Here is a 25,032-nt window from a genome sequence, read left to right as displayed (position 1 = left end):
AAATTAGCCATGTTTACTAGTCAACATAATTATAGAAATGATACGACTAATTGAATCTGATTCTAAAAAACGAATGCCTCGAGACTTGGATAGTATATTAAAGCTTTTCAAAGTACTATCCTATAAAGAATTTCATCGCCTTCAGGATTACTCATATCTTTTAATTTGAAAATTAGCCACGTTTACTAGTCCCAATAATTTTAGAAATGATTCGACTAATCGAATCTAATTCCGAAAAAAGGATTTCATGTGAACTTGGATAGTGTTTCGATGCTTTACAAAGTTCTATCCAATATAAAGTTTCATCAGCCTCTTTAGATGCGGTCTTAAATTTATGTATAAAGTCGGCCCTACTCTCCCCATTTTGAGCTTCCCAGGTATTTGCACCTATAGATGTTCCACTTCTAAACAATTGAGAAGCCATTTCATACTTATTTAAAGATCTCAGTTTTTCACAGTATTCAATAATTCCCAAGGAGAAATCGAAGGTTCTTTTTACGATTATATTTTCTTTGTCATTCCTCATATTTTCAAATTAGGGAATTTTCAAATTACTTTAACGTCCTCACCGTCAACTGTTCTATTCTTTTCTCATAGTCTTTTCCTTGAAAAATACGTTGAACAAATATTCCTGGTACGTGAATTTCATTGGGGTCCAAGGATCCCGCCGGCAAGAGTTCCTCTACTTCTGCCACCGTAATTGTTGCCGCCCCGCACATGGCCGGATTAAAGTTCCGTGCCGTTCCCTTAAAAATCAGGTTGCCGGCCTCATCGCCTTTCCAAGCCTTTACAAAGGAAAAATCGGCCTTGAAGGCCTCTTCCAAGACGTACATTTTACCATTAAACTCTCTGGTTTCTTTCCCTTGGGCCACCTCGGTACCGTATCCTGCGGGAGTATAAAAGGCAGGGAAACCGGCCTGAGCGGCCCTACATTTTTCTGCCAAGGTACCTTGCGGGGTCAATTCTACCTCCAATTCGCCACTGAGCATCTGTCGTTCAAACTCATCGTTTTCCCCCACATAGGAAGAAACCATTTTCCGGATCTGATGTTTGTGCAACAATAGCCCAAGGCCAAAATCGTCTACCCCGGCATTGTTGGAAATACAGGTAATGTCCTTTACCCCTATCTTTACCAATTCCGCAATTATATTTTCCGGAATACCACACAATCCAAACCCACCTACCATAAAGGTCATTCCGTCCTTTATTCCCTTTAATGCTTCTTCTACGTTTGCAACAGTTTTCCGTATCATCCTTATCAGTTGTTAAAAGTTCTATGCATATAGCAGTATGCCGATGCTCTAAAATACAGATTTTTTAACAAAAAAAGCCCTTAACTTTTAGATAAAAGTAAGGGCTTCATTCCTGAGGTTCCGAAGATTGTCCAAGGAACCAAACTGAGGTTTTAATAAAAAAATATCCCGTCTGGGACGGGATATTTTTATTGGTATGTAATTTTTAAAAATCTAAATCGTCATCGGTATCAATAAGGTCATCGCTTTCCGATTCGGTATCCGAACAGTCTACGTTTAGGGAGAGTTCCTCTGGTCTTTCAAATTCTTCCTTGGACACCCCAATTTCCTCATTGGCATAATTCTTTTTCATATACAACCCCCAAATAGGCAGGGCCATCGAGGCTCCTTGTCCGTAGGTAATAGTTCTAAAGTGCGTAGCTCTGTCTTCGCCACCAACCCATACGCCGGTCACCAAATTGGGCACCATTCCCATAAACCAGCCATCACTTTGGTTTTGAGTGGTCCCTGTCTTTCCGGCAATAGGGTTTGTAAAGGCATAAGGGTAGCCGGTAATAATTTCGTCGTACATCCTATTATACTTTTCGGCACCGGTAGTTCTTAATCGTGTTCCCGATCCTCCTTGGGTTACCCCAGACATCAGGTCTACCATGGCATAGGCCACATCGCTGCTGAGTACATCTCTAGTTTCTGGAACATATTCATATAGAACGGTCCCATTTTTATCTTCTATTCTGGTCACCATCACTGGTTTTACATACACCCCTTGGTTGGCAAAGGTACCATAGGCCCCCACCATCTCGTACACGGTAAGGTCTGCGGTCCCCAACCCAATAGAGGCTACTTCCGGAAGGTTTCCGGTAAGCCCTAGGTTTTTAGACATCGCAGCTACCGCAGTGGGCCCTACCTTGTCCGTTAATTGGGCCGTAATGGTATTTACCGAATTTGCCAACGCCTGCTTTAAGGTCAGCATTTCACCACTATACTTGCCATTGGAGTTTTTAGGGCACCAAGGTTCCGGATTCCCGTATTTATTGGCTTCCACACAATAATGAATATCTGGCAGCACATCGCAGGGAGACAAACGCAACTGATCTATAGCCGCTGCATATACAAATGGTTTAAAGGTAGAACCTACCTGTCTGGCCCCTTGTTTTACGTTGTCGTACTGAAAGTGCTTATAGTCTACTCCCCCCACCCAAGCTTTTATATGGCCTGTTTGCGGTTCCATGGACATCATGGCTGTTCTAAGGAAAGACTTGTAATAGCGAATAGAATCTATAGGTTTCATGACCGTATCCTTTTCTCTGCTATCGCTGTTCCAATCGAATACCGTCATGGGGGTAGGCTGATAAAAAGATTCGCGGATTTCCTTTTCAGGTTTCCCCTCTCTTTTCATAATCCTCCATCTGGGCGAATTCTTTATGGCTCTTTCCATAATACGGTCGGCTTCCCCAGGATTTTCTTCAATAAAAGGGGCCGTTTTGTTTCTATCGGGCGTATTTTGATGAAAGAATTCGGCTTGTAACCTCTTCATATGCGCCACCACTGCCTCTTCTGCATTGCGCTGCATACGAGAGTCTATGGTCGTATAGATCTTTAGTCCGTCTAAATTGATATTATAGCGGTTTCGCTCTCCTTCTAGGGCTGGTTTGGGGTTCTTATCAATCCAATCTTTCATGAATTTTTTAAGTTCCATCCTAAAATAGGTCGCCAATCCTTCGCTATGCGATTCCGGATTAAAATTGATCTCCATTTTTAAGGCCTGAAGCGAATCTTTTTCTGCTTGGGTGATATAGCCGTATTTGGCCATCTGTGCCAAGACCGTATTCCTACGGTTAAACACTAGGGCTTCCCTACGTCTTGGATTGTAGTACGAAGAATTCTTTAGCATCCCTACCAACACGGCGGACTCCTCTATTTTTAACTTTTGTGGCTCCTTGCCAAAATATATCTTGGCCGCCGATCTAATACCGTCTGCACTATAGTTAAAATCATAGGTATTGAGGTACATGGCGATGATTTCTTCCTTGGTATACTGTCTTTCCAAGCGTATCGCAATCACCCATTCTTTAATTTTTTGGATAATCGTCTCAAAGGTATTTTTAGAACGCACCCCCACAAACAGTAGTCTTGCCAACTGCTGTGAAATGGTACTGGCCCCACCTCTAGAACCCATAAAAACTACGGCCCTAAGGGTTCCTTTGGCATCTATCCCGGAATGTTGGTAATACCGGGCATCTTCGGTAGCCACCAAAGCCTGAATGATGTTTTCCGGAAGATCCTCAAAATCTACCGGAGTACGGTTGTCAGACAGGTAATATTTCCCAAGGGTTTCCCCGTCCGAAGAAATGATTTCCGAGGCTAAATTTGTTTGTGGGTTTTCTAAACTCTCAAAGGTGGGCATCTCTCCAAAAAATCCCTCTGAGGCTAAGAAAAAGATTAAAACTACAGATAAAACACCGGTTAGGAACAAGATCCAAAACCATTTGATGAATTTAAAAAAACTGGTATTCTTTTTTTTCTTTGATTCGGTTGCCATAAAACCTATCGATTACTTTTTTCTATTTGGTATCCCACATCGGTAATACCTTCTAATTCTATAAGGCCGTCTACGCTGCCATTTTTTCGCATGGCATGCATTACTTCTAAGGTATACGCTCCCGATGACGGTAATTGGAGGTTTTCTTTATACCACAGTTTGTTTTCCTTTAGACTTCCGTAGCCATTCCCCAGCCATTCTCCGCTGGGCTTGGCCATTTCGTATTCCAAGGTATCCCTAACCATATTCCCATCGGGCATTGTTAGGGTCGCTATTAAAAAAAGGTTGCTATAGGCATAGGTATTATCATTTCTAACGACAAGGAACATATTGTATTGCTGCAGGGTATCCAGATCCTTGAAAGTAAACTGCATAATACTGTCCTTGTGCCACCCTTTGTCATCAATAGCTTTAAAGGCTGATCGCAACGGGGATTCTACACAAGAAACCAATACTACCGCCCCTATGAGTGCCCAAAACATCCTAAGCATTATTTGCCGGTTTTTTTCTATAATTGGTTCTTTTCTTATTTTTGTTCCTGTTCTTGTTGTTATTCTTGTTGTTATTGTTCCTGCGTTTTTTAGGCTTATCGAAACGGGTAAGGCTGTCTTGTCCCACAACATTTTCGAATACTTTTTCTGCTTCTTCCTGAACATTTTCCAAGGCGTATTCTTCCAAACTAACCACCTTTTCTCTTTTCTTGTTCTTTTCCAAGATTTCGTTTACGTGGTCTTTGGACAACATATGCCAATTCGCGGGCTCGTCTTTATAAGAAAACCAAAGGGTCGCTTTAAAAATATCCACTTTCTGACAAAAGGCCATTCCCTTTTCGGTAAACAACCTGGTATCCTGTCCTGGAAAGTCCTTTAGGGCATCTAAGTACACATCGAGCTCGTAGTTTAAGCAACATTTAAGTTTCCCACATTGCCCTGCCAATTTCTGAGGGTTAAGGGAAAGTTGCTGATACCGTGCTGCCGAAGTACTTACAGACCTAAAATCTGTCAACCAGGTAGAGCAGCACAATTCGCGGCCACAAGAACCAATACCTCCCAATCGCTGGGCTTCTTGGCGGTAGCCTATTTGGCGCATTTCTATACGGATCCCAAAAGCCTTGGCCATATCCTTGATCAGCTGACGGAAATCGACCCTGTCTTCTGCGGTATAGTAAAAAGTAGCTTTGGAACCATCGCCTTGGAATTCTACATCGGAGATTTTCATCTGTAGTTTAAGCACAATGGCTATTTCCCTGGCGCGTTTTTTTATTTCGTCTTCCCTATCCCGACATTTTTGCCAGATATCGATATCCTTTTGCGAGGCTTTTCTATAAAGCACGGGGAGTTCCGGATTGGTATAATCCTCTTTTTTCTTTTTCATCTGTACCCGTACCAGTTCCCCGGTCAAGGTTACCATTCCTACATCGTGCCCGCTAGCCGCCTGAGTGGCTACTACATCCCCGATAGAAAGCGATAGGTTCTCAGAGTTCCTAAAGAACTCTTTTCTACTATTTTTAAAACGGACTTCCACACAGTCAAATGGTTTTTCGCCATTTGGGAGTGTCATATTGGAAAGCCAATCAAAAACCGTCAATTTATTACAGCCATCAGTGCCGCAAGTACCATTGTTCTTGCATCCACGTGGCTGTCCGTCCTTAGCGGTTGAACAACTGCTACAACCCATATTTAGTATGTTGATTTAGGAAGCACCAAAAAGTACTTCCTAAATTTGATTCATAAATTTATTAGACGTAAAGATAGTATAAATTGTGCCAGTTTGGAAAAGTATATCGGGAGAAGCCCCATGGGGAAGGTTACTTCTTAAACTTTAACACTTCCGAACGTCCTTTTTTAAAGATTTTATTGCTGACGGTCTTTCCTTTTCTAAGCTTTTTCTGTTCTTCGTACGGCAGGGCATGTATGTCCTTACAGTCTACAGAACAGCAGTTTTCCATGGCCTCGGCGCAGGATTCGCACTGAATAAACAGTAAATGACAGGCCTCATTGGCGCAATTTACATGCGTATCACAGGGGCTTCCGCACTGGTGGCAATTGGCAATAACATCTTCGGTAATCCGTTCTCCCCTACGATGATCGAATACGAAATTTTTCCCTAGAAATTTGTTCTCTAAATTTTTATTGGTTACCTGGCGGGTGTACTCAATAATACCCCCTTCTAGTTGGTACACATTTTTAAACCCTTTGTGCTTGTAGTAGGCACTGGCTTTTTCGCAACGGATACCTCCGGTGCAATACATCACCAATTTTTTGTCTTCCTTGTGTTGGGCCAAATCCTTTTCAATAATATCCAAGGAATCCCTAAAGGTATCCACGTCGGGGGTAATGGCGTTTTTAAACCTTCCGATCTCACTCTCGTAATGGTTCCGCATATCTACCAAAACAGTATCCGGGTCTTCAATAAGCTCGTTAAACTTCTCCGCATCTACGTGTATCCCTTTGTTGGTCACGTCAAAAGCATTGTCCTGCAGCCCATCGGCAACAATCTTTTCGCGCACCTTCACCTTTAATTTCAGGAAGGACATATTATCTTGTTCTATGGCGATGTTTAAGCGCACATTTTCCAAGAAACTAATACTGTCCAGATGCTCTTTAAAGGCTTCAAAATTCTCTGCAGGAACAGACAACTGTGCATTAATTCCCTCGTGGGCCACATATATTCTGCCCAAAACATCAAGCTCGTTCCAGCGAATGAATAAGTGGTTGCGAAATAAGGTCGGATTTCCGATTTGTGCGTATTTGTAGAAAGAAATCGTTAGGCGTTCTTGCCCGGCCTCTTCAATAAGAGCCGCTCTCTCCTTAGCACTTAGCGTATTGTACAGTTGCATGCTATACTAATATTTTTAAGTTAAAGAATAATTTTACAGCTGCAAAAATAAAACTTATCCCTCGGCATAAAAAGGATATTGTCACTTTTTATAGAAAGGCCCTCCTTTCTGTCCATCCTCGGTGCTTGGGCGTTCCCCTATCGGGTCGCTCTTTCCGCTGTATCTTTTTTAGCCGCCTGCGCCCCCTAAAAAAGGATGCCGCTGCAATCCCTAACGCGGATTTTAGTGAACAATTAGCAGAAACCAATTGTCAATGTAATTATGTATGTCCTTGATCAGCATTGACAGATTGTAGGCCTAGGCTTTAAGCATCTTCTTACGCTAGCAGCACCTTTTGCAAACTGCTAGACCGTGCCACTTATATATAGCTAAGAGATTATATACGCAGTTTAGTCCTGATATATTTATTTATCAACGAACCTTAGAGGTGTATTCGTAGTTTACATTAAATTGATTACCTTAACTAGTGAAATGCCAGCAATGCGCGGTACCGGTGCGGACGCAGTACGTTAATTCATTGCCAATTGTTCCCTATTCCGCGTTAGGGACCGCAGCGGCATCCCCGCAGCAGCGCAAGGGATATAGCGAAGTGCCCGCCCCGCTAGGGGAACGCCCAAAACACTGCACCAATAATGATCTAATCGATTGAGGGAAGGATACTTCCTAGCCAGGTCCGGGAAGCCCAAATAAAAAGGGCCCTGGAAAATCCAAAGCCCTTTTATGGTCAATATTTCTTGTATCATTTTAGGGGTCTTACCCCTTAAAATAAAATATTGACCCACCACCTTATTGTCTACCAAAACAATAAGCAAGCATACTTGAGTTAGTTATTTGTTGGATGCCATATTTTTAAAAAGGATGCGTTGCAGTGATAAAAAAAATCCAAAAAACCGTTGAAATCCATTGTTTTAAGGTTATAATACAAGATCTCCTTAAAATCCACTTCGTCTTTAGCTGTTTTTAAGGGGGACATTTTACAAAATAAAAAAGGTCTTGATATCTTCTAATAATTTAGTCCTAATAGAAGGGATTATGCAAAAAGAATTGGTTATTTTGCAACTCTAATACATTATGAAATGAGTTCTGAGAAAGATGCAAAATTAAAAGCGTTAAAGCTTACCCTTGATAAGTTGGATAAAACTTACGGTAAAGGTGCCGTCATGAAAATGGGAGATTCCGTGGCTCAAGATATCGAAGTAATTTCTTCGGGTTCCTTGGGTTTAGATGTCGCTTTAGGAGTGGGCGGTTATCCTCGTGGCAGGGTCATAGAAATTTACGGTCCTGAATCTTCGGGAAAAACTACCCTAACCCTTCACGCCATGGCGGAGGCTCAAAAAAAGGGCGGTATTGCAGCTTTTATCGATGCAGAGCACGCTTTTGATCGTTTTTATGCACAAAAACTAGGAGTAGATATAGACAACCTTATCATTTCTCAGCCCGATAACGGAGAGCAGGCATTGGAAATTGCAGACAATCTTATCCGTTCTGGCGCTATTGATATTGTGGTAGTCGATTCTGTTGCCGCTTTGACACCTAAGAGTGAAATTGAAGGTGAAATGGGCGACTCTAAAATGGGACTTCACGCCAGGTTAATGTCTCAAGCCTTGCGAAAATTAACCAGCTCTATTAGCAAAACGAAATGTACCGTAATATTCATTAACCAATTGCGTGAGAAAATTGGTGTGATGTTCGGAAACCCAGAAACGACCACCGGTGGTAATGCGCTTAAGTTTTACGCCTCGGTACGTTTAGATATCCGCAGGTCTTCGCAGATAAAAGATACCGATGGAGACGTACAAGGAAACAAAACCCGTGTAAAAGTGGTTAAAAACAAAGTGGCGCCGCCATTTAGAACCGCAGAATTCGACATTATGTACGGAGAAGGCGTTTCTAAAGTAGGGGAGATCATTGACCTTGGGGTTGAGTTTGAAATTATTAAGAAAAGCGGTTCTTGGTTTAGCTATGGCGATACCAAACTAGGACAAGGTAGAGATGCCGTAAAAAACCTATTGCTAGACAATCCGGAACTATTTGAAGAACTGGAACTAAAAATTAAAGAGGCCATCAAAGCCCTGAAAGCATAACAACAAAATCCCGATACGCTCGGGATTTTTTTTATGCCCCCTCCTAGCAAAAAATGAATCCCGATACGTTCGGGATTTTTTTTTTGCCTACACGCAACCTTTAAGCATAAGTTTCATCTAAAAAGAAAAAGCAACTGTTATAAAATGCCGGCCGATAATTGTACAATAGAAGTACGGTTTAGAAGATGTTGTTTTACCATAGTATAAAAGTCATTTGTAACAAAAATTAAAAAAGGACCCCATGAAAAAAATGTTGTTTTTAATGTTCACTGCTATTGCCTTATTAAGCTCTTGCGATACGGATAATGATATCAATTTTCATTACGAAGCATTGGAAATAAAATCTGTAGAAATGCCCGAGTCTTTTAACCGCGGTGATATTTATACGATAAAAGTTACTTATCTTAGACCTGATAACTGCACTTATTTTGAAGGTTTTGACGTTGTTAGAGAAGAAGTTACCACTAGGAACATTGTAGCGGTGGCCGCTGTTTTCGATAAGGAGGAGGAATGCGTTGCGTTAAACACGGAGCAAGTAGCGACTTTTAAATTTGAGGTTTTATACCAAGACCCCTACCTATTCCGATATAGAACAGGAAAAGACGAGAACGGCGAACCTACCTATTTAGAAATAACGGTTCCTGTAAACGACCCATCAACGGACTAATTCGATTATAAGAAGCATAAGCTAGGTTAAATTTTGAGCAACCAAATTGCGCTAATCAATAATTGCAAAAAAGGCAACAGACAAGCCCAAGAAGAATTGTACCGGAAGTACTCCCGTGTACTGTTCGGGATTTGTCTCAAGTACTCGCGCAATAAAACGGAGGCCGAGGACAGCCTGCACGATAGTTTTATGACTATTTTTAGCAAAATTGACCAGTACAAGGAAAAGGGCTCTTTTGAAGGATGGATGAAACGCATTACCATTAATACCGTCCTTCAAAAATACCGCCAAGAACAATTCCATGCCGATATTCCCGAAAACCTCGAAGAGGAAGAAACTACGGAAGATTTGGCGTACGGTTCTTTGGATTTAAACACCCTTTTGAGCTATATTCAAGAATTGCCAAACAAGTATAGAATAACTTTTAATTTGTACGTTCTAGACGGCTATAGCCATAAAGAAATTGCTGAAATGCTCGGCACTTCCTTGGGAACCTCTAAGTCTAACCTCTCTAGGGCCAGAACAATATTAAAGGAAAAAATAGAGGCCGATAGGCCCAAAATAGGTTTGGAAAAATAAACAACACACCGATAAAACGAATAAGCTAGGGCAATACTTACTATTTGTCCGATGAAAACATCATATGAGTAACGATTTAGACAAAATATTTAAAGATAAACTAGGCGACTTTCAAGCCCTTCCGGACGATAAGGTTTGGCAGGCGATTGAAGCCTCCTTGGACAAAAAGACCCCCTCCCGAAAAGTAATTCCGCTGTGGTGGAAACTGGGCGGTATCGCAGCCTTGTTCGCACTGCTTTTTTTCGCTATAGGCCCTCTTTTTAATTCGGACTCCCTTGTTCCTGTCATTACCGATATAGAACATAAGGAGCCTGCTACAAAGCAGCCAGAAACTTCTCCTTCTGCGATACCCCCGGTGATGGTAGACTCCCAAAACGAGTCCACCAATGACCATAGCCCGGCACGGACTTTAAAAGAAAACAATTTTACCACTAAAGAAACGGAGACTACTATTGTTGCTGCTGACAAAACCACTGTTTCACCTTCGGGTAATGCCCATAAAGATCAACCATTAACGCCTACAAACAATTCCCATCCGCGTCTCCCAAAAAACATGGAGAACACTTTGGCGACTACAGATCAAAACAAACAAACGATAGAACCAGACAGCCCCTTGGATAGTGATATACAACTTGCCGAGGAGGATAAAAAACCATCGGCTACGGATAAGTTGGGAGTACCCCCTGCTCCCAGAGCTTCGGAACTGGCCGAAAACGAGGATTCTAAAAAATCTATCTTTGATGAGATTAACAATGCTGCCGAAGAAGCCATAGCCCTAGAAGAAGGCCAAAAGGGAAAGTGGTCTGCCGGACCTAGTATTGCCCCTGTATATTTCAACGGAATGGGGACTGGTTCGCCTATAAACACCATGCTAGATGCTAATAGCAAGACAGGTAAGCTTACCATGAGCTATGGTGTTACCGTAGCCTATAAGGTCTCTAAAAAACTAAGCGTTCGTTCGGGAATTCACAAGGTAGATTTTGGTTACAATACCAATGATGTTTCCTATACCTCGTCTTTTAACGCTGCATCGGCCAAATCACAATTAAAAAACATCAATTATAGCAATTCGGCGAAATCGATCATTTTTAATGATCCCAACACCAATGTAATCCCTAAACCACAGGGCATTATGGCCATGGATGTTATCGGTAAAAATGTTACTAGGAAGGGAACCATGGGACAACAACTAGGCTATGTAGAAATACCCCTAGAATTGAACTATGTACTGTTGGATCAAAAATTCGGCATCAACCTTATTGGAGGGGTAAGTTCTTTAGTCTTAACGGACAATTCCGTGGTATTGGAGTCGAGCGGACAGACTACTGAGATTGGAGAAGCGAACAATATTAACGACTTAAATTTCAGTACCAATATTGGGTTTGGCCTTAACTATAAATTTTCGAAAGCTTTTAAGTTTAATATAGAGCCCATTTTTAAGTATCAATTAAACACCTTTTCGGATACTTCGGGCAATTTTAATCCTTATTCCCTTGGGGTCTATAGCGGATTTAGCTTCAAATTCTAAGTCGCCCTAAAAATCCGATCAGGATAAGAATTTGCTGTTTAGGCAGTTTTCTCTTTATAAGTCTTAGCATCTTTTTCCAAGGCTTCTAGGATTACCCTTCTAGTGTCTTCTTTCAGCGGAGATCTTTTGTGGTCCTCAATATGCTCGGTAGGTATAAAGCGATGTACCAAAGCGCGTATTTTCCCTGGCCCGCCACTATAAAAGCTAAAAGAAAAGCGTTTTTTATTGTCGAAAAAGGTAATAGGCACTACTGGTATATTGTGGGCTACTGCCATTTTAAAAGCCCCGTCCTTAAACTGATCTAGGACAATATGTTCCTCGGGCACCCCTCCTTCGGGAAAAATGCAAATACTCAGGCCTTGGTCCAGTCGTCTTTGTGCCCTTCGATATACTCCGGTTCTACTCTTACTACACTCCCTATCGACCATTATACATACCCGTTTATAAAAGAAGCCGAATATGGGAATCTTTACCAGTTCCTTTTTTCCGATAAAGACAAAGGGGTTTTTACTGATTTTTAACATCAGCATAATATCTAACATACTGGTGTGGTTGGCCACCAACATATAGCTCTCCCCTTTCACAAAAGGCTGTTCTCTTTTAATATGCGGCACACAGCCCATTCCATAAAGGATACAGTTGGCCCATATGTTGCGAGCAATCCAAAAGAATTGCGGATAGGTCCTTTCGGACAAGCAGAAGAGCACCAAAAAGGGAAACATCACTAAAATGGGGATGGCTACCAAAATATAAAACCAAATTCGATAGAGCGTAAAACCGATTTTCTTTAGGAATAAAAACATGAAATCAAAAGTAACAAATTTAGGACCTAATTTAGGATTTCTTTTACCTTTGTCTTTCTTTGAAACTAAAATAATGGCAAGAATCTTAACAGGAATACAAAGTACGGGCACTCCGCACTTAGGAAATATTTTAGGAGCAGTTATGCCCGCCATAGCAATGGCCAACGATCCGAAAAACGAATCGTTTTTATTTATTGCTGACATGCATTCGCTTACCCAAATAAAAAATGGGGAAGAGCTGCGCGCCAACACCTATGCTGTTGCTGCTACATGGCTGGCCTTTGGCTTGGATATCAATAAAACGGTCTTCTATCGCCAGAGCGATGTACCACAGACCACGGAGCTTAGTTGGTACCTTAGTTGTTTCTTTCCGTACCAACGTCTTACCTTGGCCCATTCCTTTAAGGACAAGGCCGATCGCTTAAGCGATGTGAACGCCGGACTTTTTAGTTACCCCATGCTGATGGCGGCAGACATCTTATTGTACGATGCCGAAATAGTTCCGGTCGGAAAAGATCAATTGCAGCATATAGAAATGACCCGCGATGTGGCGTCTAGGTTCCACGCCCAATTGGGAGAGACCTTTGTGATGCCCGAGGGAAAAATACAGGAAGAAACCATGTATGTTCCCGGTACCGACGGCGAAAAAATGAGCAAGAGTAAAGGAAACTTGATCAATCTCTTTCAAACCGACAAAAAACTCCGCAAGCAAATTATGGGGATCCAAACCGATAGCAAGGGAATGGAAGAACCAAAGGACCCAGAAACGGACAATGTTTTTGCAATTTATAAAATATTGGCTTCCGAGAGTCAGATCGAAGAAATGCGCGCCAATTACCTGGGTGGCAACTATGGTTACGGTCATGCAAAACAAGCCTTGTACGAGCTAATTGTAGAAAAATTTGCCGATGCCCGCGAAAAGTACAATTACTATATGGAGAACTTAGATGAGGTAGATGCAGCCCTTACCATAGGCGCTGAAAAAGCTAAAAAAGTAGCCGACGAAGTACTACAACGCGTACGTATAAAAGTAGGGTACTAATCGCCCTAATAAAAATAAATCCCCTGGCAGTAGCACTTACTGTCAGGTTTTTTTATATCCGTTATTGTCGGCCGAAGTCCCTTAGACCCTCCTATAATTAAGGCTTTATAAGATTATACCAATCAGTACTTGCTTGATTCCGAACCGATGCTTTTGGGCTCCCTTTTGTTTTAAACCAATGGGTATAAACATCCTGGCGCTTCTTTTAATGAAGCATTAAATAGCCTCAAAGAGTTTTCCTGGCAAGGGCCTTACAACCCCTTTCATTTCCATATTGAACAAGGTAGAAGAGGTCTTAAAAATAGGCAGTTGGCATTCTAGGGCGATGCTGTCGAGCATTTGCTTCCCATGGGTCTGCAGATACTTATAAATACTATTCTCGGTAGCGTCCATTTCAACGAACAATTGTTTTTGCACTCCTTTATCCGCCGGCTTTTCTACTTCCCAGCCCAGCATATAAACAAGATCGGCGGCCGAGGTCAACATCTGTGCCTTTTGTTGTTTAATCAGCGTATTGCAACCCAGGCTATATTTATCGTTCGCCCTGCCCGGGACGGCAAACACCTCTCTGTTGTAGCTATGTGCACAATCTGCCGTCACCAAACTCCCCCCTTTATCGGCAGACTCTATGACGATGGTAGCCTCGCTCAGCCCCGCAATTATTCGGTTTCTCCTTAAGAAATTCTCTCTTTCCGGATGGCTATTACTTCTAAACTCGGTAAAAAACCCTCCATTTTTATTTACCTCGTTTACATATTTACCGTGTACCATGGGATATATCTGGTTGAGGCCATGCGCCAAACACCCTATGGTTTGCAGTCCGTGTTTGATGGCGGCCTTTTGTGCGCAGATATCGACCCCATAGGCAAATCCGCTGACAATCACCGGATCCAAGGGCGCCAAGGCAGCAATAAACTCCTCTATAAATGCCTGGCCGTAACTGGTCATATTCCTAGTCCCCACCACACTGATCATTTTTTTGTTTTCCAGGGCAATATTCCCCATCCTGAACAGCAATAGCGGACTATCGATACAATGCTTTAAATTTTTAGGATATTCCGGGTCCGTAAAATAAGAATAGGCTATGTTTTCTCTTTGGATAAATTCATATTCCGACTCGGCCAATTCAAGGTATGCCCCATCCCTTAACCCCTTTAAAGTATGAGATCCTATGCCATCTATCTTTAAGAGTTGTTCGTAATTATCCTCAAATATTGCCATTGCACTGCCACAATGCGTAATAAGTTTCTTTGCCGTAATATCGCCAATATTCGGAATCCCCTGTAACCTCAACACCGCAATCAATTCATCTTTAGACATTTGCACCTATTGTTTATTTCCTTACAAAATACACAAAATATAATGTTAATAAAAAGTAAGCTTAAGAGTTTTGAACTTGTATAATTTTTACAATCTTTGTGTTATGAGGACAGAACAGTATATAACAGAGCTTCTTTACAGGTATAACTGTGTAGTGGTACCGGAATTTGGTGCTTTTCTTACCCAAATGAAATCTGCTATCATTCATGAGACCAATCATGAATTTCATCCTCCTTCCAAGATAGTTTCTTTTAACGGACAGCTTTCTACCAATGATGGCCTATTGGTTTCCTTTATGGCCGAAGCCGAAAAAACCTCTTATGACGAGATGCTTAAGCGAGTGCTTCTGGTCGTTCAGCAGTGGAAAGCTACCTTAGCGCAAGGTGAGCGATTGCTTCTTGCCAACATTGGAGAATTATGGCTCAACAAGGAGGCCAAAATTCAGTTTCAGCCTTTAAACCAGGTAAATTACCTGACCTCTTCTTTTGGACTATCGTCTTTTGTGACGGCTCCTGTAGCCAGAGAGGTGCTTAAAGAGGAAGTTGAAACCTTGGAAGAGAAAATTCCTTTTATGATTACTCCTGAATCCAGGAAAGAATCTGGTATCAGACCTTATTTGAAATATGCTGCCGTTATTTTACTGGCCGTTGCAACAGGGTTTACAGGGTATAGACTTTATAACGATACCTTGGACAACCAGCAATTGGTAAGACAAAATGCTCAAGAGCAAGTTTCTAAAAACATACAAGAGGCGACTTTCTTTAACACCGCCCCTTTAGAATTGCCTGCGGTATCCTTAAATATCGCCACTGAGAAAAAAGTTACGGTACACCAAATTATTGCGGGTGCCTTTAGAGTACAGGAAAACGCCGAAAAGAAAGCCCTTCAGTTAAAGGCTAAAGGTTATAATGCTACCTATGTAGGTGTGAACGACTACGGTTTACACATGGTGGCCTACGGAAGTTTTACCGACGCAAACAAAGCCATCAATTATCTAAATAAGATAAAACGCACCGAATCTAGTGAGGCTTGGCTGCTTACCGTAAAATAATCCCCATACTATTTCTTAGCTTATTATCGGCAATGTATCTTTGCTAAAATTAAATTTAATGGAGCCTAAAACCCCAAGTGAATCTCGTACTTTAATGACCGATATGGTCCTTCCTAGCGAAACAAACCCTTTGAACAATTTGTTTGGCGGAGAATTATTGGCCCGTATGGACAGAGCTGCCAGTATTGCCGCCAGAAGACATAGCAGGCGTATTACCGTTACGGCTTCCGTAAACCACGTGGCTTTTAACCAAGCGGTACCTGTCGGGAGTGTTGTGACGGTCGAGGCGGCTGTTTCCAGAGCTTTCAACACCTCTATGGAGATTTATATAGATGTGTGGATGGAAGACCGTTTTAACGGCGAGAGATCTAAGGTAAACGAGGCTATTTATACCTTCGTGGCCGTGGACGATACCGGTAAACCTACCCGTGTGCCCGAATTAAAGCCAGAAACCGCCTTGGAAATAGATCGCTTTAATGCCGCCCTGAGACGCAAACAGCTCAGTTTGGTATTGGCTGGGAAAATGAAACCCCATGACGCTACAGAACTAAAGGCGTTGTTTGTAGACTGATACGCTTATTTTTATTGGGATGTTTTACCGACCTAGAAATCAAAATTATCCGGGTCGGGTCCAAATCGTTCGCTTCTTTCCAGTTGGTTTAATAGCTGTACATCGTCTTGAGACAGCTCAAAATCGAATACATTGGCATTGGCTATTATTCTGTCTTTTTTAGTTGATTTCGGAATGGTCACCAATCCCTTTTGTAAATCCCAGCGCACAACGATCTGGGCAATTGTTTTCCCATATTTCTGAGCCAAGGTTTTCATCACGTCCAACTCAAATATTTTTCCCTGCATCAAAGGCGACCAACATTCATACTGAATGGTGTTTTTTCGGCAGAAGTCTATTAAATCCTGTTGCACCAGGTAAGGATGGCATTCCATTTGGTTTACCATGGGAACAATTTCGGCCTGGTCCATAAGGTCTTCTAAATGATGCTGTAAAAAGTTGCTCACCCCTATGGCCCGGATGCGTTTTTGCTTGTATAAATCCTCTAGGGCCCTCCAGGTTTCCTTATATTTTCCTTTTACCGGCCAATGAATTAAATACAGGTCCAGATAATCGGTCCCCAGCCGTTTTAAACTATTCTCAAAGGCCTGTATGGTGCTGTCGTAGCCATGATCGGAATTCCAGACCTTACTGACCAAAAATACCTCTTCACGCGGAACACCGCTTTCTTTAATACCTTTGCCTACCCCAGTTTCATTTTTATAGATCGACGCAGTATCTATATGTCTATAGCCCGCCTCTAAGGCCCATTTGACCGAATTGACGACTTCTTTCCCTTCTTCCGACAAATACACTCCTAGGCCCAAATAAGGCATGGCTACCCCGTTAGATAAAGTAACGCTCCCTTTTAAATCTGTTATAGTCTTCATCACTCAAACTTTTTACATTATTATAATTGATAGACCCATTCTTCGGGGTTTAATTTAGCCGTATCTCTATGGAGGTAGAACTTCAGTCGGGTTTCCCCGCTAAACCGATTGGTATAAATAGTGCCCAAAGCTGTTTTGGCCTTTACCTTGTCACCCTTTTTTACGTATAGCGTAGATAAATTGTAATAGGTACTTATAAAGTTACCGTGCTTAATCTGCACCCCCTTATTTCCGCCGGGAACGGCAATTACGGCAATGACTTCCCCTTCAAAGATTGCCCTTGCTTTGGCGCCTTCCTCGGTGGCGATGATTACCCCGTTACTTTCGTGTTTAATTCCAGGATATACAGCATCTTTATACACACCGAAACCTTGACTTTTTATGCCCTTTTCTACCGGCCAAATAAGCTTGCCCTTGTTAGCTGTAAAATTATTGGCCACGATAGCGGCTTCCGGGGTCAATACAAACTTACTACTACTGCTAGCTGCGGTAGCGGTGGAACTACTACTCTTGGCCGCCTTCTTATTGGAAGCCGCAATAGCCTCACGGATCAATTTTTCGATCTGCTGATCGATCCGTTTGGCTTCCTTCTTTTTCTTAGCGATGGTAGCGGTGTATTTTGATTCGTTCTTGCGTATGGTCTGCAGCAATTCCTTTTGGGCCGCAAGCTCTTTAAACAATTCGTTCTTGACCTTTGTATTTTCGGCAATCAGACGGTCTTTTTGCTTGCGCTGAACGGTAAGATCTTGATTTAACTTGGTAAGTTCATCGGTTTTTAGAACAATTTGCTCCCCTTGTTCCTTTCGGTACTGGGTATATTGTTTCATGTATTGAAACCGCTTAAATCCCTGCTGAAAATTTTCGGCCGACAACAAAAACATCAACCTGCTCTGTTGGGATTTGTTCTGATAGGACTTTTGAATCAAATTGGCGTATTCTTCTTTCAAAGCTTCCAATTCGCTCCGTAATTTACTGATGTTTCTAATATTGGTATTGATCTGTCTATTTAACAGATTGGATTGCTGATTGGTTACCCGGATCAATTGCTGACGCACATTAATTTTTTGATCCATGGCTTCCATCTGCCCTATTACATTCCCCTTTTCCTTTTTTTCATTTAACAGCAAACGGTTTATTTGGGTAATCTCTTTCTGAAGCTGTTCCCTTTTTGCTTCCAGGGCCTTTTGCTCCGTTGTTTGGCCATACCCCTTAAAGCTCGCCAAAACGATTACCAACAATACCGTAAATTTTAAAGGCAGTGATTTAATTTTCATCTTACTTTAAAACAATTTGTTTGTAACCATTGGGTATGTTGTAATTGAAATTTAAGTCCCTATTAAACTCCATATTACGATATTGAATGTCTATTTTATTGGTCTTATCCCCTTCCATAGCGGTAATTAGGATATGGTTGGGCAATACCCAATTGCTTATTTTCTGATAATTTTTATATTCTATGGCTAGCATCCTGTTTTTTAATGGCTGTGCTACTAATTGAGACGCCATTTTAAAATTTCGGGGCTCTACCACAAACAAGGTCTTTAATAAGTCGGCCACCTTTTGTGGCTTTAATTCGTAGTTGCCTTCTTTAATAGCAACGGCATACTTGTCATCCCTTAAATCTACCAGTGCCTCGCCCAAAAGTAGGCTTTGTATTTTTTCGAAGTCAATATCGGTGCCTAAGAGCTTGCTCAGATAGGAAAAATCCCCGTCAAAATATTCGTTGTCCAATTTATTGTAAAAAGAGACCCGTTTTGGTGTTATAAACGCCTTCACAACCCCTAGAGGAGCACTCAGCCATATGGCCTTGTCCTTTTCCATCCGTATGCTTACATTCACCCCTTGAGAGCCATGCCCATCGGAATAATCTACCTTAATTCTACCGCTCAGTGTCTTAAAACTTAGGTGACTATAATAATGGTTCCTGATCACCGCTTTGGCACTCATATTTTCGTCTACAGTACCATCTGAACTGATTTTCGTCGATTTACATGACACCGCCATGATCACAAAAATGTATAATACAGCCCATTTTTGCACCTTTTGTATCCTATTCTTCATATAATTATAAGCCCGATTTAATTTTACTAAGATACATATTTGACTTCGAAGAATCTCCTAAAGTCCTATAGGCATCTGCCAATTCCTTATATATTTTATTGGCCAGCGGCATATCGTCTATCAAATAATCCAATCCGGATTCCAAAATAGCGATGGCCTGTTTGTATTTTTTGTTCTTCTGCAAGGCCATTCCATGCACATAATAGAAGTATGCCTGAGCCGGAAAGACTTCCAACGCCTCGGCACTGATCTTTTCTAATTCCTCAAAATTGTTTTGGGCCAAGAGTTCGGCCATTGTAGCGCTATAGTTTTCATATGGATCGTCTTGTGGGGTACTGTCTATTACCGTTTCTTGCTCCTTCGCCTGCTCGTCTCTTTGCTGTATGGATTCTTTAATTTTAAAACGCATTTCCGCCACAAATGGTGATGCCGTTATACCATCTAGTAGTTGCAACGCCTCTTCGTACTGTTGGTTTTTATAGTACAGCAGCACCATATTTTGGCGAAGTTTAGGGTTTTTTAACGGAATTTCGGAAGCGAGGTATTGCAATGAGTAGCCCTGACTTTCCAGTGCCTGCTGGAGGGTATTTAAAAACCAATAGTTCTCGGGTTCTCCTTTCACGGCGGCCGTGGCATGGTCTTGTGCCAAAACAAATTGTTTTAAGGAAATATACGCCTTCGCCAATTCGTGGTCTACATCGACATTTTGAGGGGCTAGACGTTTGCATTCCAGGAAATGGACAATAGCCCTATCGTAGTTTTCTATCCCCTTTTGCTTTAAGCCTTCAAAAAAGCTTTCTTGAAATTCATCCGAATAGTCTTCTAGGGAAACTGCCGCACTTTCTTCTTCCTGTAATTCTTTTTCTTGGGCATAAGCCGTTGCCGGGATTAACCATAATCCAAGAATAAAAACAACTAAGTACAGTGTGTTTTTCATACCCATAAAAATTGATCGCTATCCCCAAAGTCCTAAGCAGAAATAAGGGAAGCGACCAAAACGAACCATCGCTTCCCCTTTTTTTTCCTAAGAATTATATTATTTTACGCCAGTACTACCAAAGCCGCCTTCACCCCTTGAGGTTTCGGACAATTGGTCTGCGTTTATCCATTCTGCACGTTCGTGCTTGGCAATAACCAATTGCGCTATACGCTCTCCGTTTTCTACCGTAAAGGCTTCATTGGACAAGTTAACTAAAATAACGCCAATTTCGCCTCTGTAATCCGCATCGATGGTTCCGGGAGCATTCAATACGGTAACGCCTTTTTTAGCCGCTAATCCGCTCCTTGGGCGCACCTGGGCTTCTGTTCCTACCGGAAGCTCAATAAAAAGTCCCGTTTTTACAATAGCCCTTGCTAAGGGAGCCAGTACAATTGGCCCTTCTAAATTGGCCCTCAAATCCATGCCCGCCGAAGCCAAAGTTTCATAACTCGGTAATGGGTGAGCAGATTTGTTGATAATCTTAATTTGCATAATGGTATAATTTTGTTTGTAAGCGCTTATTCAATACTATATTCTCTTCCGCAATTCTAGTGCCATATAAATATTTATGACCTCATATCCTTTAGAACCGCAACTGTTATTTTTTCACAAAAAGCTGTTTTAGTTTTACCCGCTCCTGTGAATAGACCAATCCTAAATACAGCAACAAAAGTACAATACCTACGATTAAATTCCGATCAAACACATAAAAGGATAGCACGGAAAAACCAATGGATACCAACAGGTAAAACAATATTTTACGCAGGTCGTACGGTATGGGGTAATACCGCTGACCAATACTGAAAGAAAGCAGCATCATCACGGCATAGGCCACTAGGGTGGCTACTGCCGAGGCCATATACCCATACAGGGGAATAAAGGCGTAATTAATAATAATCGTCAGCACAGCGCCCACAATAGAGATATAGGCCCCAACTTTAGTTCTGTCCGTTACCTTGTACCAAACAGATAAGTTATGGTAGATGCCCAAACAGAAACTAGCCAAAACGATCATGGGCACAACCGGCATGGCCTCCCAATAATCTTCATTGCGCACCAATAGTACTTTTAAGGTATCGGCAAAAACGACCACCCCTAATAAGATAATACTGCCAAAGACAACAAAATAGTTGGTGATTTGCGCATAGGTCCTTTGCGGATTTTCAGCAGAGGAGTGACTAAAGAAAAAAGGTTCTATTCCCATCCTAAAGGCGGTAGCAAACAAGGTCATAAACATAGCCAATCGATAACAACCGGCATACTTGCCAATTTCGCTATCGGCTATATTTGCTGGCAATAGGTAAGACAACATTATCTTGTCAAAGACCTCATTGACAGAATAGGCCAAGCCTGCTATCAATACCGGAAAGGCATACTTCATCATTTTCTTCCACATTAGCCTGTCAAAGCGATACGAGCTTTTAAAATAAACATCGGACATCAATAGCAAGCTCGATCCACTTGCGATAAGATTGGCAATAAATATATAGGAGATTTCAAAATCGGGACGGTACAGCATATTCCAGACCGCATCGGAACCTGGTACCGCCATTTTTGGCAACACCAATAAAAACAGGATGTTTAGCCCAAAGTTTAAAACAACATTGGCCATTTTAACCAGGGCATACCGCATTGGTGCTTCATTGGCCCTTAGCCATGCAAAAGGAATAATCACCAAGGCATCCAAGGCTAAAATATAGATGGCATACTGTATGTACTTGGCATCGATATTCGTCAGCTTGGCCATAGAATCCTGAAAACTCAGGGCCAACAATAAGAACAAGAATGTAGAACTGCCAATGGTGATCAAAGAGGTGCTGACCACCTTGGCCTTATCTACGGCATTGCTATAAAACCTAAAAAAGGCCGTTTCCATTCCGTATGCCAAAACAACATTAAAGATGGCAAACCAGGAAAATATAATGCTTACCTCCCCAAAACCGGCAGTTTCCAGTACCTCCGTATACAAGGGCAATAAAAGAAAGCTAAGCATACGGGGCAGTACCGTTGCCATACCGTAAATAAAGGTATGCTTAAAAAGTTTTTTTAAGGGGTTCAAGAATTCTGAAATTAAGCTTTAAAAGTAGTTATTAATACCCTCACCACAAAGTACCTTTTGAGGTTTGGCACCTAGACGGGGTGAAAGTTATCCTATTTGAAGAATTTTTAACCATAAAAGGCCACTTCCTAAAAAGTGCGGGCATAAAAAAACCCCACATTGCTGTGAGGTTAATTTTATATTCTCTTGAAAATAAAAGACTGTTGCTTAGCACAACAAGCTTATACCCTCTATATATTAGTTGTTCAAAGCTTCTGCCCCACCAACGATTTCCAAGATTTCGTTAGTAATAGCAGCTTGTCTTGCTTTGTTATAAGTAAGTTTCAACTGATCTCTAAGTTCTGTTGCGTTATCGGTTGCCTTGTGCATGGCGGTCATACGAGCCCCGTGTTCACTAGCAAAAGAATCGCGAATACCCTTGTACAATTGAGTCTTAAGAGACTTTGGTATCAATTGCTCTATAATTTCGACCTTAGAAGGTTCAAAAAGATAGTCACCATTTAAATCGGCCTCACCTTCCATGGGAACAATTGGTAAAAATTGCTCGGTCATTACAATCTGGGTAGCGGCATTCTTGAACTTGTTGTAAACAATTTCAATTTTGTCATAGGTCCCATCTGTAAACAGCTTCATTAAATCTTCGGCAATAGCAGCAACATTATCAAAAGTAAGATCATCAAATATATCGCTATGGTTGGCGATAACATTGTATTTTTTACCTAAGATATCGTCCCCTTTTTTCCCTATGGCCATAATGTCCACTTCCTTGCCGGCGTATTTACCTCCGATCAAGGCCGTACTTTGTTTGATCACATTGGTATTAAAGGCACCACACAAACCACGGTTAGAGGTTACGACCACTACCAATACTTTGTTGATTTCACGGACTTCGGAATATTGATTTCCAGATTCAGCTTCCATAGAGGAGCTCAACCCTTGTAAAAGTTCCGATAGTTTATCAGAATAAGGACGCATAGCGGTAATGGCATCCTGTGCCTTCTTCAATTTTGCAGCCGATACCATTTTCATGGCACTGGTGATCTGCATGGTCGAAGATACCGATGCAATCCTATTACGTATTTCTTTTAAGTTTGCCATTTTTTTTCCTATCCTACATCCTTTCGAATCGAAAGGAACTGATTAACATTGATATAAAATATAAAAGCTACAAGTAGCTACTCCCCTCGGGGAGTAGCCTATGCTTTAATTATACTTCGCTGCTAACTCTTTACAAACCGCAGAGATCGTCTCTATAACTTCGTCCGTTAACTTTCCAGCCTTTAGAGTGTCCAACACATCTCTGTGTTTTGCATTTAGGTATTCCAAGAAATCCTTTTCAAACTCCTTTACTTTTTCTACAGGAACATTTCTCAACAAGTTCTTAGCTCCTGCGTAGATAATAGCTACCTGATCTTCTACTGTAAAAGGATCGTTTTGTGCCTGCTTCAGGATCTCAACGTTTCTACGACCTTTTTCAATTACGTTTAAAGTTGCTGCATCCAAATCGGAACCAAACTTAGCAAATGCCTCCAATTCTCGGAACTGCGCCTGATCTAGTTTTAAGGTACCTGCTACCTTTTTCATCGATTTAATCTGAGCGTTACCACCAACACGAGATACCGATATACCTACGTTAATTGCTGGACGCACCCCTTGGTTGAACAAATCTTGCTCCAAGAAAATCTGACCGTCGGTAATAGAAATTACGTTGGTTGGGATATAAGCAGAAACGTCACCCGCTTGTGTTTCTATAATTGGCAATGCCGTTAAAGATCCGCCACCTTTTACGATTGGCTTCAAGTTGTCTGGCAAATCGTTCATATCCTTGGCAATGGTATCATCAGCGATCACTTTTGCCGCACGCTCCAACAATCTAGAGTGAAGGAAGAAAACGTCTCCAGGGTAGGCCTCACGTCCCGGTGGTCTTCTTAACAACAAAGAAACCTCACGGTAAGCTACCGCTTGTTTGGATAAATCGTCATAGATAATAAGTGCAGGACGTCCTGTATCTCTAAAATACTCTCCGATGGCCGCACCGGCGAAAGGAGCATATACCTGCATTGCTGCAGGATCGGAAGCATTGGCCGCTACAATTGTAGTATATGCCAAAGCACCGTTATCTTCTAATGTTTTTGCGATGTTTGCTACTGTAGAGGCTTTTTGCCCAATAGCAACATAGATACAATACACTGGTTCCCCAGCATCGTAAAATTCTTTTTGGTTTAGGATGGTATCGATACAAACAGTGGTCTTACCTGTTTGACGGTCACCAATCACAAGCTCACGCTGTCCTCTACCTACAGGGATCATGGCATCGATCGCTTTAATTCCCGTTTGCAAGGGCTCGTTTACCGGCTGACGATAGATAACCCCTGGCGCCTTACGCTCCAATGGCATATCGTATACTTTACCTTCGATAGGTCCTTTCCCGTCAATTGGTGATCCAAGAGTATCAACAACACGTCCTACAATACCTTCACCTACTTTTATAGAGGCAATAGATTGTGTACGTTTTACCACTGAACCTTCTTTAACATCTCTAGAAGGGCTCAACAATACCACACCAACATTATCTTCTTCTAAGTTAAGAACGATCCCTTGAAGACCCCCCTCGAACTCTACCAATTCGCCATACTCTACGTTCGATAGTCCGTAAACTCTAGCGATACCATCACCTACTTGTAAAACCGTACCGACTTCGTTTAAGGAAGCGGAGGCTTCGTATCCTGATAATTGATTTTTTAATATTGCTGAAACTTCAGCGGCTTTTACTCCTGCCATTTGT

The 25,032-nt window shown here is 41.7% G+C and carries 23 protein-coding genes; 7 read left to right on the top strand and 16 right to left on the bottom strand.

What is annotated here, in order from left to right; translation table 11 throughout:
- Positions 1-172 precede the first annotated feature (172 nt).
- The 6 genes from BUA16_RS00560 to trhO all read right to left on the bottom strand — a co-directional run bounded on the left by BUA16_RS00560 (position 173) and on the right by trhO (position 6,634).
- Positions 173-526: a four helix bundle protein gene (locus BUA16_RS00560; RefSeq protein WP_072762693.1), complete on the bottom strand. Its 354-nt coding sequence runs from the start codon at positions 524-526 to the stop codon at positions 173-175.
- 25 nt (positions 527-551) lie between these two features.
- On the bottom strand, positions 552-1,253 hold the full coding sequence (locus BUA16_RS00555) for a CoA transferase subunit A (RefSeq protein WP_072762692.1): 702 nt from the start codon (positions 1,251-1,253) through the stop codon (positions 552-554).
- Between the two features lie 205 nt (positions 1,254-1,458).
- The gene (locus tag BUA16_RS00550) at positions 1,459-3,795 is read right to left on the bottom strand and encodes a transglycosylase domain-containing protein (RefSeq protein WP_072762691.1); all 2,337 of its coding nucleotides are present in this window, start codon (positions 3,793-3,795) and stop codon (positions 1,459-1,461) included.
- A 5-nt stretch (positions 3,796-3,800) separates the two neighbouring features.
- A complete protein-coding gene (locus tag BUA16_RS00545; protein ID WP_072762690.1) occupies positions 3,801-4,286 on the bottom strand; it encodes a gliding motility lipoprotein GldH in 486 nt (161 codons plus the stop codon).
- Positions 4,279-5,472, bottom strand: coding sequence for a PSP1 domain-containing protein (locus BUA16_RS00540; protein WP_072762689.1), 1,194 nt, complete (start codon positions 5,470-5,472; stop codon positions 4,279-4,281). Before BUA16_RS00540 ends, BUA16_RS00545 begins: the two co-directional genes overlap by 8 nt.
- Positions 5,473-5,602: 130 nt before the next feature.
- On the bottom strand, positions 5,603-6,634 hold the full coding sequence (gene trhO / locus BUA16_RS00535) for an oxygen-dependent tRNA uridine(34) hydroxylase TrhO (protein ID WP_072762688.1): 1,032 nt from the start codon (positions 6,632-6,634) through the stop codon (positions 5,603-5,605).
- 1,076 nt (positions 6,635-7,710) lie between these two features.
- Here trhO and recA point away from each other — a divergent pair.
- From recA to BUA16_RS00515, 4 genes are all read left to right on the top strand, one after another.
- Entirely contained in the window at positions 7,711-8,718 is a 1,008-nt protein-coding gene (gene recA / locus BUA16_RS00530; RefSeq protein WP_072762687.1) for a recombinase RecA, read from the top strand.
- Between the two features lie 241 nt (positions 8,719-8,959).
- On the top strand, positions 8,960-9,385 hold the full coding sequence (locus BUA16_RS00525; protein WP_072762686.1) for a hypothetical protein: 426 nt from the start codon (positions 8,960-8,962) through the stop codon (positions 9,383-9,385).
- Positions 9,386-9,418: 33 nt separating this feature from the next.
- On the top strand, positions 9,419-9,964 hold the full coding sequence (locus BUA16_RS00520; protein ID WP_245795491.1) for an RNA polymerase sigma factor: 546 nt from the start codon (positions 9,419-9,421) through the stop codon (positions 9,962-9,964).
- Positions 9,965-10,028: 64 nt separating this feature from the next.
- Positions 10,029-11,492, top strand: coding sequence for a hypothetical protein (locus tag BUA16_RS00515; protein ID WP_072762685.1), 1,464 nt, complete (start codon positions 10,029-10,031; stop codon positions 11,490-11,492).
- Positions 11,493-11,530: 38 nt separating this feature from the next.
- On the opposite strand, the gene BUA16_RS00510 is transcribed toward BUA16_RS00515, so the two are convergent.
- Positions 11,531-12,295 (bottom strand): lysophospholipid acyltransferase family protein, encoded by a 765-nt coding sequence (locus BUA16_RS00510; protein WP_072762684.1) that lies wholly within the window; start codon positions 12,293-12,295, stop codon positions 11,531-11,533.
- Positions 12,296-12,368: 73 nt separating this feature from the next.
- Here BUA16_RS00510 and trpS point away from each other — a divergent pair, with 73 nt between their 5' ends.
- Positions 12,369-13,337, top strand: a complete 969-nt coding sequence (gene trpS, locus BUA16_RS00505) for a tryptophan--tRNA ligase (protein ID WP_072762830.1) — start codon at positions 12,369-12,371, stop codon at positions 13,335-13,337.
- Positions 13,338-13,553: 216 nt separating this feature from the next.
- On the opposite strand, the gene dprA is transcribed toward trpS, so the two are convergent.
- Positions 13,554-14,657, bottom strand: coding sequence for a DNA-processing protein DprA (gene dprA, locus BUA16_RS00500; protein ID WP_072762683.1), 1,104 nt, complete (start codon positions 14,655-14,657; stop codon positions 13,554-13,556).
- A gap of 103 nt (positions 14,658-14,760) precedes the next feature.
- On the opposite strand from dprA, the gene BUA16_RS00495 reads away from it, so the two are divergent.
- Positions 14,761-15,708, top strand: coding sequence for an HU domain-containing protein (locus BUA16_RS00495; RefSeq protein ID WP_072762682.1), 948 nt, complete (start codon positions 14,761-14,763; stop codon positions 15,706-15,708).
- 58 nt (positions 15,709-15,766) lie between these two features.
- A complete protein-coding gene (locus BUA16_RS00490) occupies positions 15,767-16,279 on the top strand; it encodes an acyl-CoA thioesterase (RefSeq protein WP_072762681.1) in 513 nt (170 codons plus the stop codon).
- A 32-nt stretch (positions 16,280-16,311) separates the two neighbouring features.
- Here BUA16_RS00490 and BUA16_RS00485 read toward each other — a convergent pair whose 3' ends face one another.
- The 8 genes from BUA16_RS00485 to atpA all read right to left on the bottom strand — a co-directional run bounded on the left by BUA16_RS00485 (position 16,312) and on the right by atpA (position 25,028).
- Positions 16,312-17,148, bottom strand: a complete 837-nt coding sequence (locus BUA16_RS00485) for an aldo/keto reductase (protein ID WP_072762680.1) — start codon at positions 17,146-17,148, stop codon at positions 16,312-16,314.
- A 20-nt stretch (positions 17,149-17,168) separates the two neighbouring features.
- Positions 17,169-18,422: a murein hydrolase activator EnvC family protein gene (locus BUA16_RS00480; protein ID WP_072762679.1), complete on the bottom strand. Its 1,254-nt coding sequence runs from the start codon at positions 18,420-18,422 to the stop codon at positions 17,169-17,171.
- 1 nt (position 18,423) lies between these two features.
- Positions 18,424-19,209 carry a lipoprotein insertase outer membrane protein LolB1 gene (locus BUA16_RS00475; protein WP_072762678.1) on the bottom strand — a complete coding sequence of 262 codons (786 nt, stop codon included), beginning with the start codon at positions 19,207-19,209 and terminating at the stop codon, positions 18,424-18,426.
- Between the two features lie 4 nt (positions 19,210-19,213).
- Positions 19,214-20,146, bottom strand: coding sequence for a tetratricopeptide repeat protein (locus tag BUA16_RS00470; RefSeq protein ID WP_143150420.1), 933 nt, complete (start codon positions 20,144-20,146; stop codon positions 19,214-19,216).
- Positions 20,147-20,245: 99 nt separating this feature from the next.
- Positions 20,246-20,680 (bottom strand): dUTP diphosphatase, encoded by a 435-nt coding sequence (dut, locus tag BUA16_RS00465; RefSeq protein ID WP_072762676.1) that lies wholly within the window; start codon positions 20,678-20,680, stop codon positions 20,246-20,248.
- Between the two features lie 106 nt (positions 20,681-20,786).
- Complete coding sequence (locus tag BUA16_RS00460) at positions 20,787-22,247, bottom strand: lipopolysaccharide biosynthesis protein (protein ID WP_072762675.1); 1,461 nt, start codon at positions 22,245-22,247, stop codon at positions 20,787-20,789.
- Positions 22,248-22,484: 237 nt separating this feature from the next.
- Positions 22,485-23,345, bottom strand: a complete 861-nt coding sequence (gene atpG, locus BUA16_RS00455; protein WP_072762674.1) for an ATP synthase F1 subunit gamma — start codon at positions 23,343-23,345, stop codon at positions 22,485-22,487.
- Positions 23,346-23,450: 105 nt separating this feature from the next.
- Positions 23,451-25,028, bottom strand: coding sequence for a F0F1 ATP synthase subunit alpha (gene atpA, locus BUA16_RS00450; RefSeq protein ID WP_072762673.1), 1,578 nt, complete (start codon positions 25,026-25,028; stop codon positions 23,451-23,453).
- Positions 25,029-25,032: the final 4 nt, after the last annotated feature.

Source organism: Arenibacter nanhaiticus (assembly GCF_900141935.1).
Classification (GTDB): domain Bacteria; phylum Bacteroidota; class Bacteroidia; order Flavobacteriales; family Flavobacteriaceae; genus Arenibacter; species Arenibacter nanhaiticus.
Note: the sequence above shows the minus strand (reverse complement) of the source record. Positions and strands in the feature narration are given on the sequence as shown.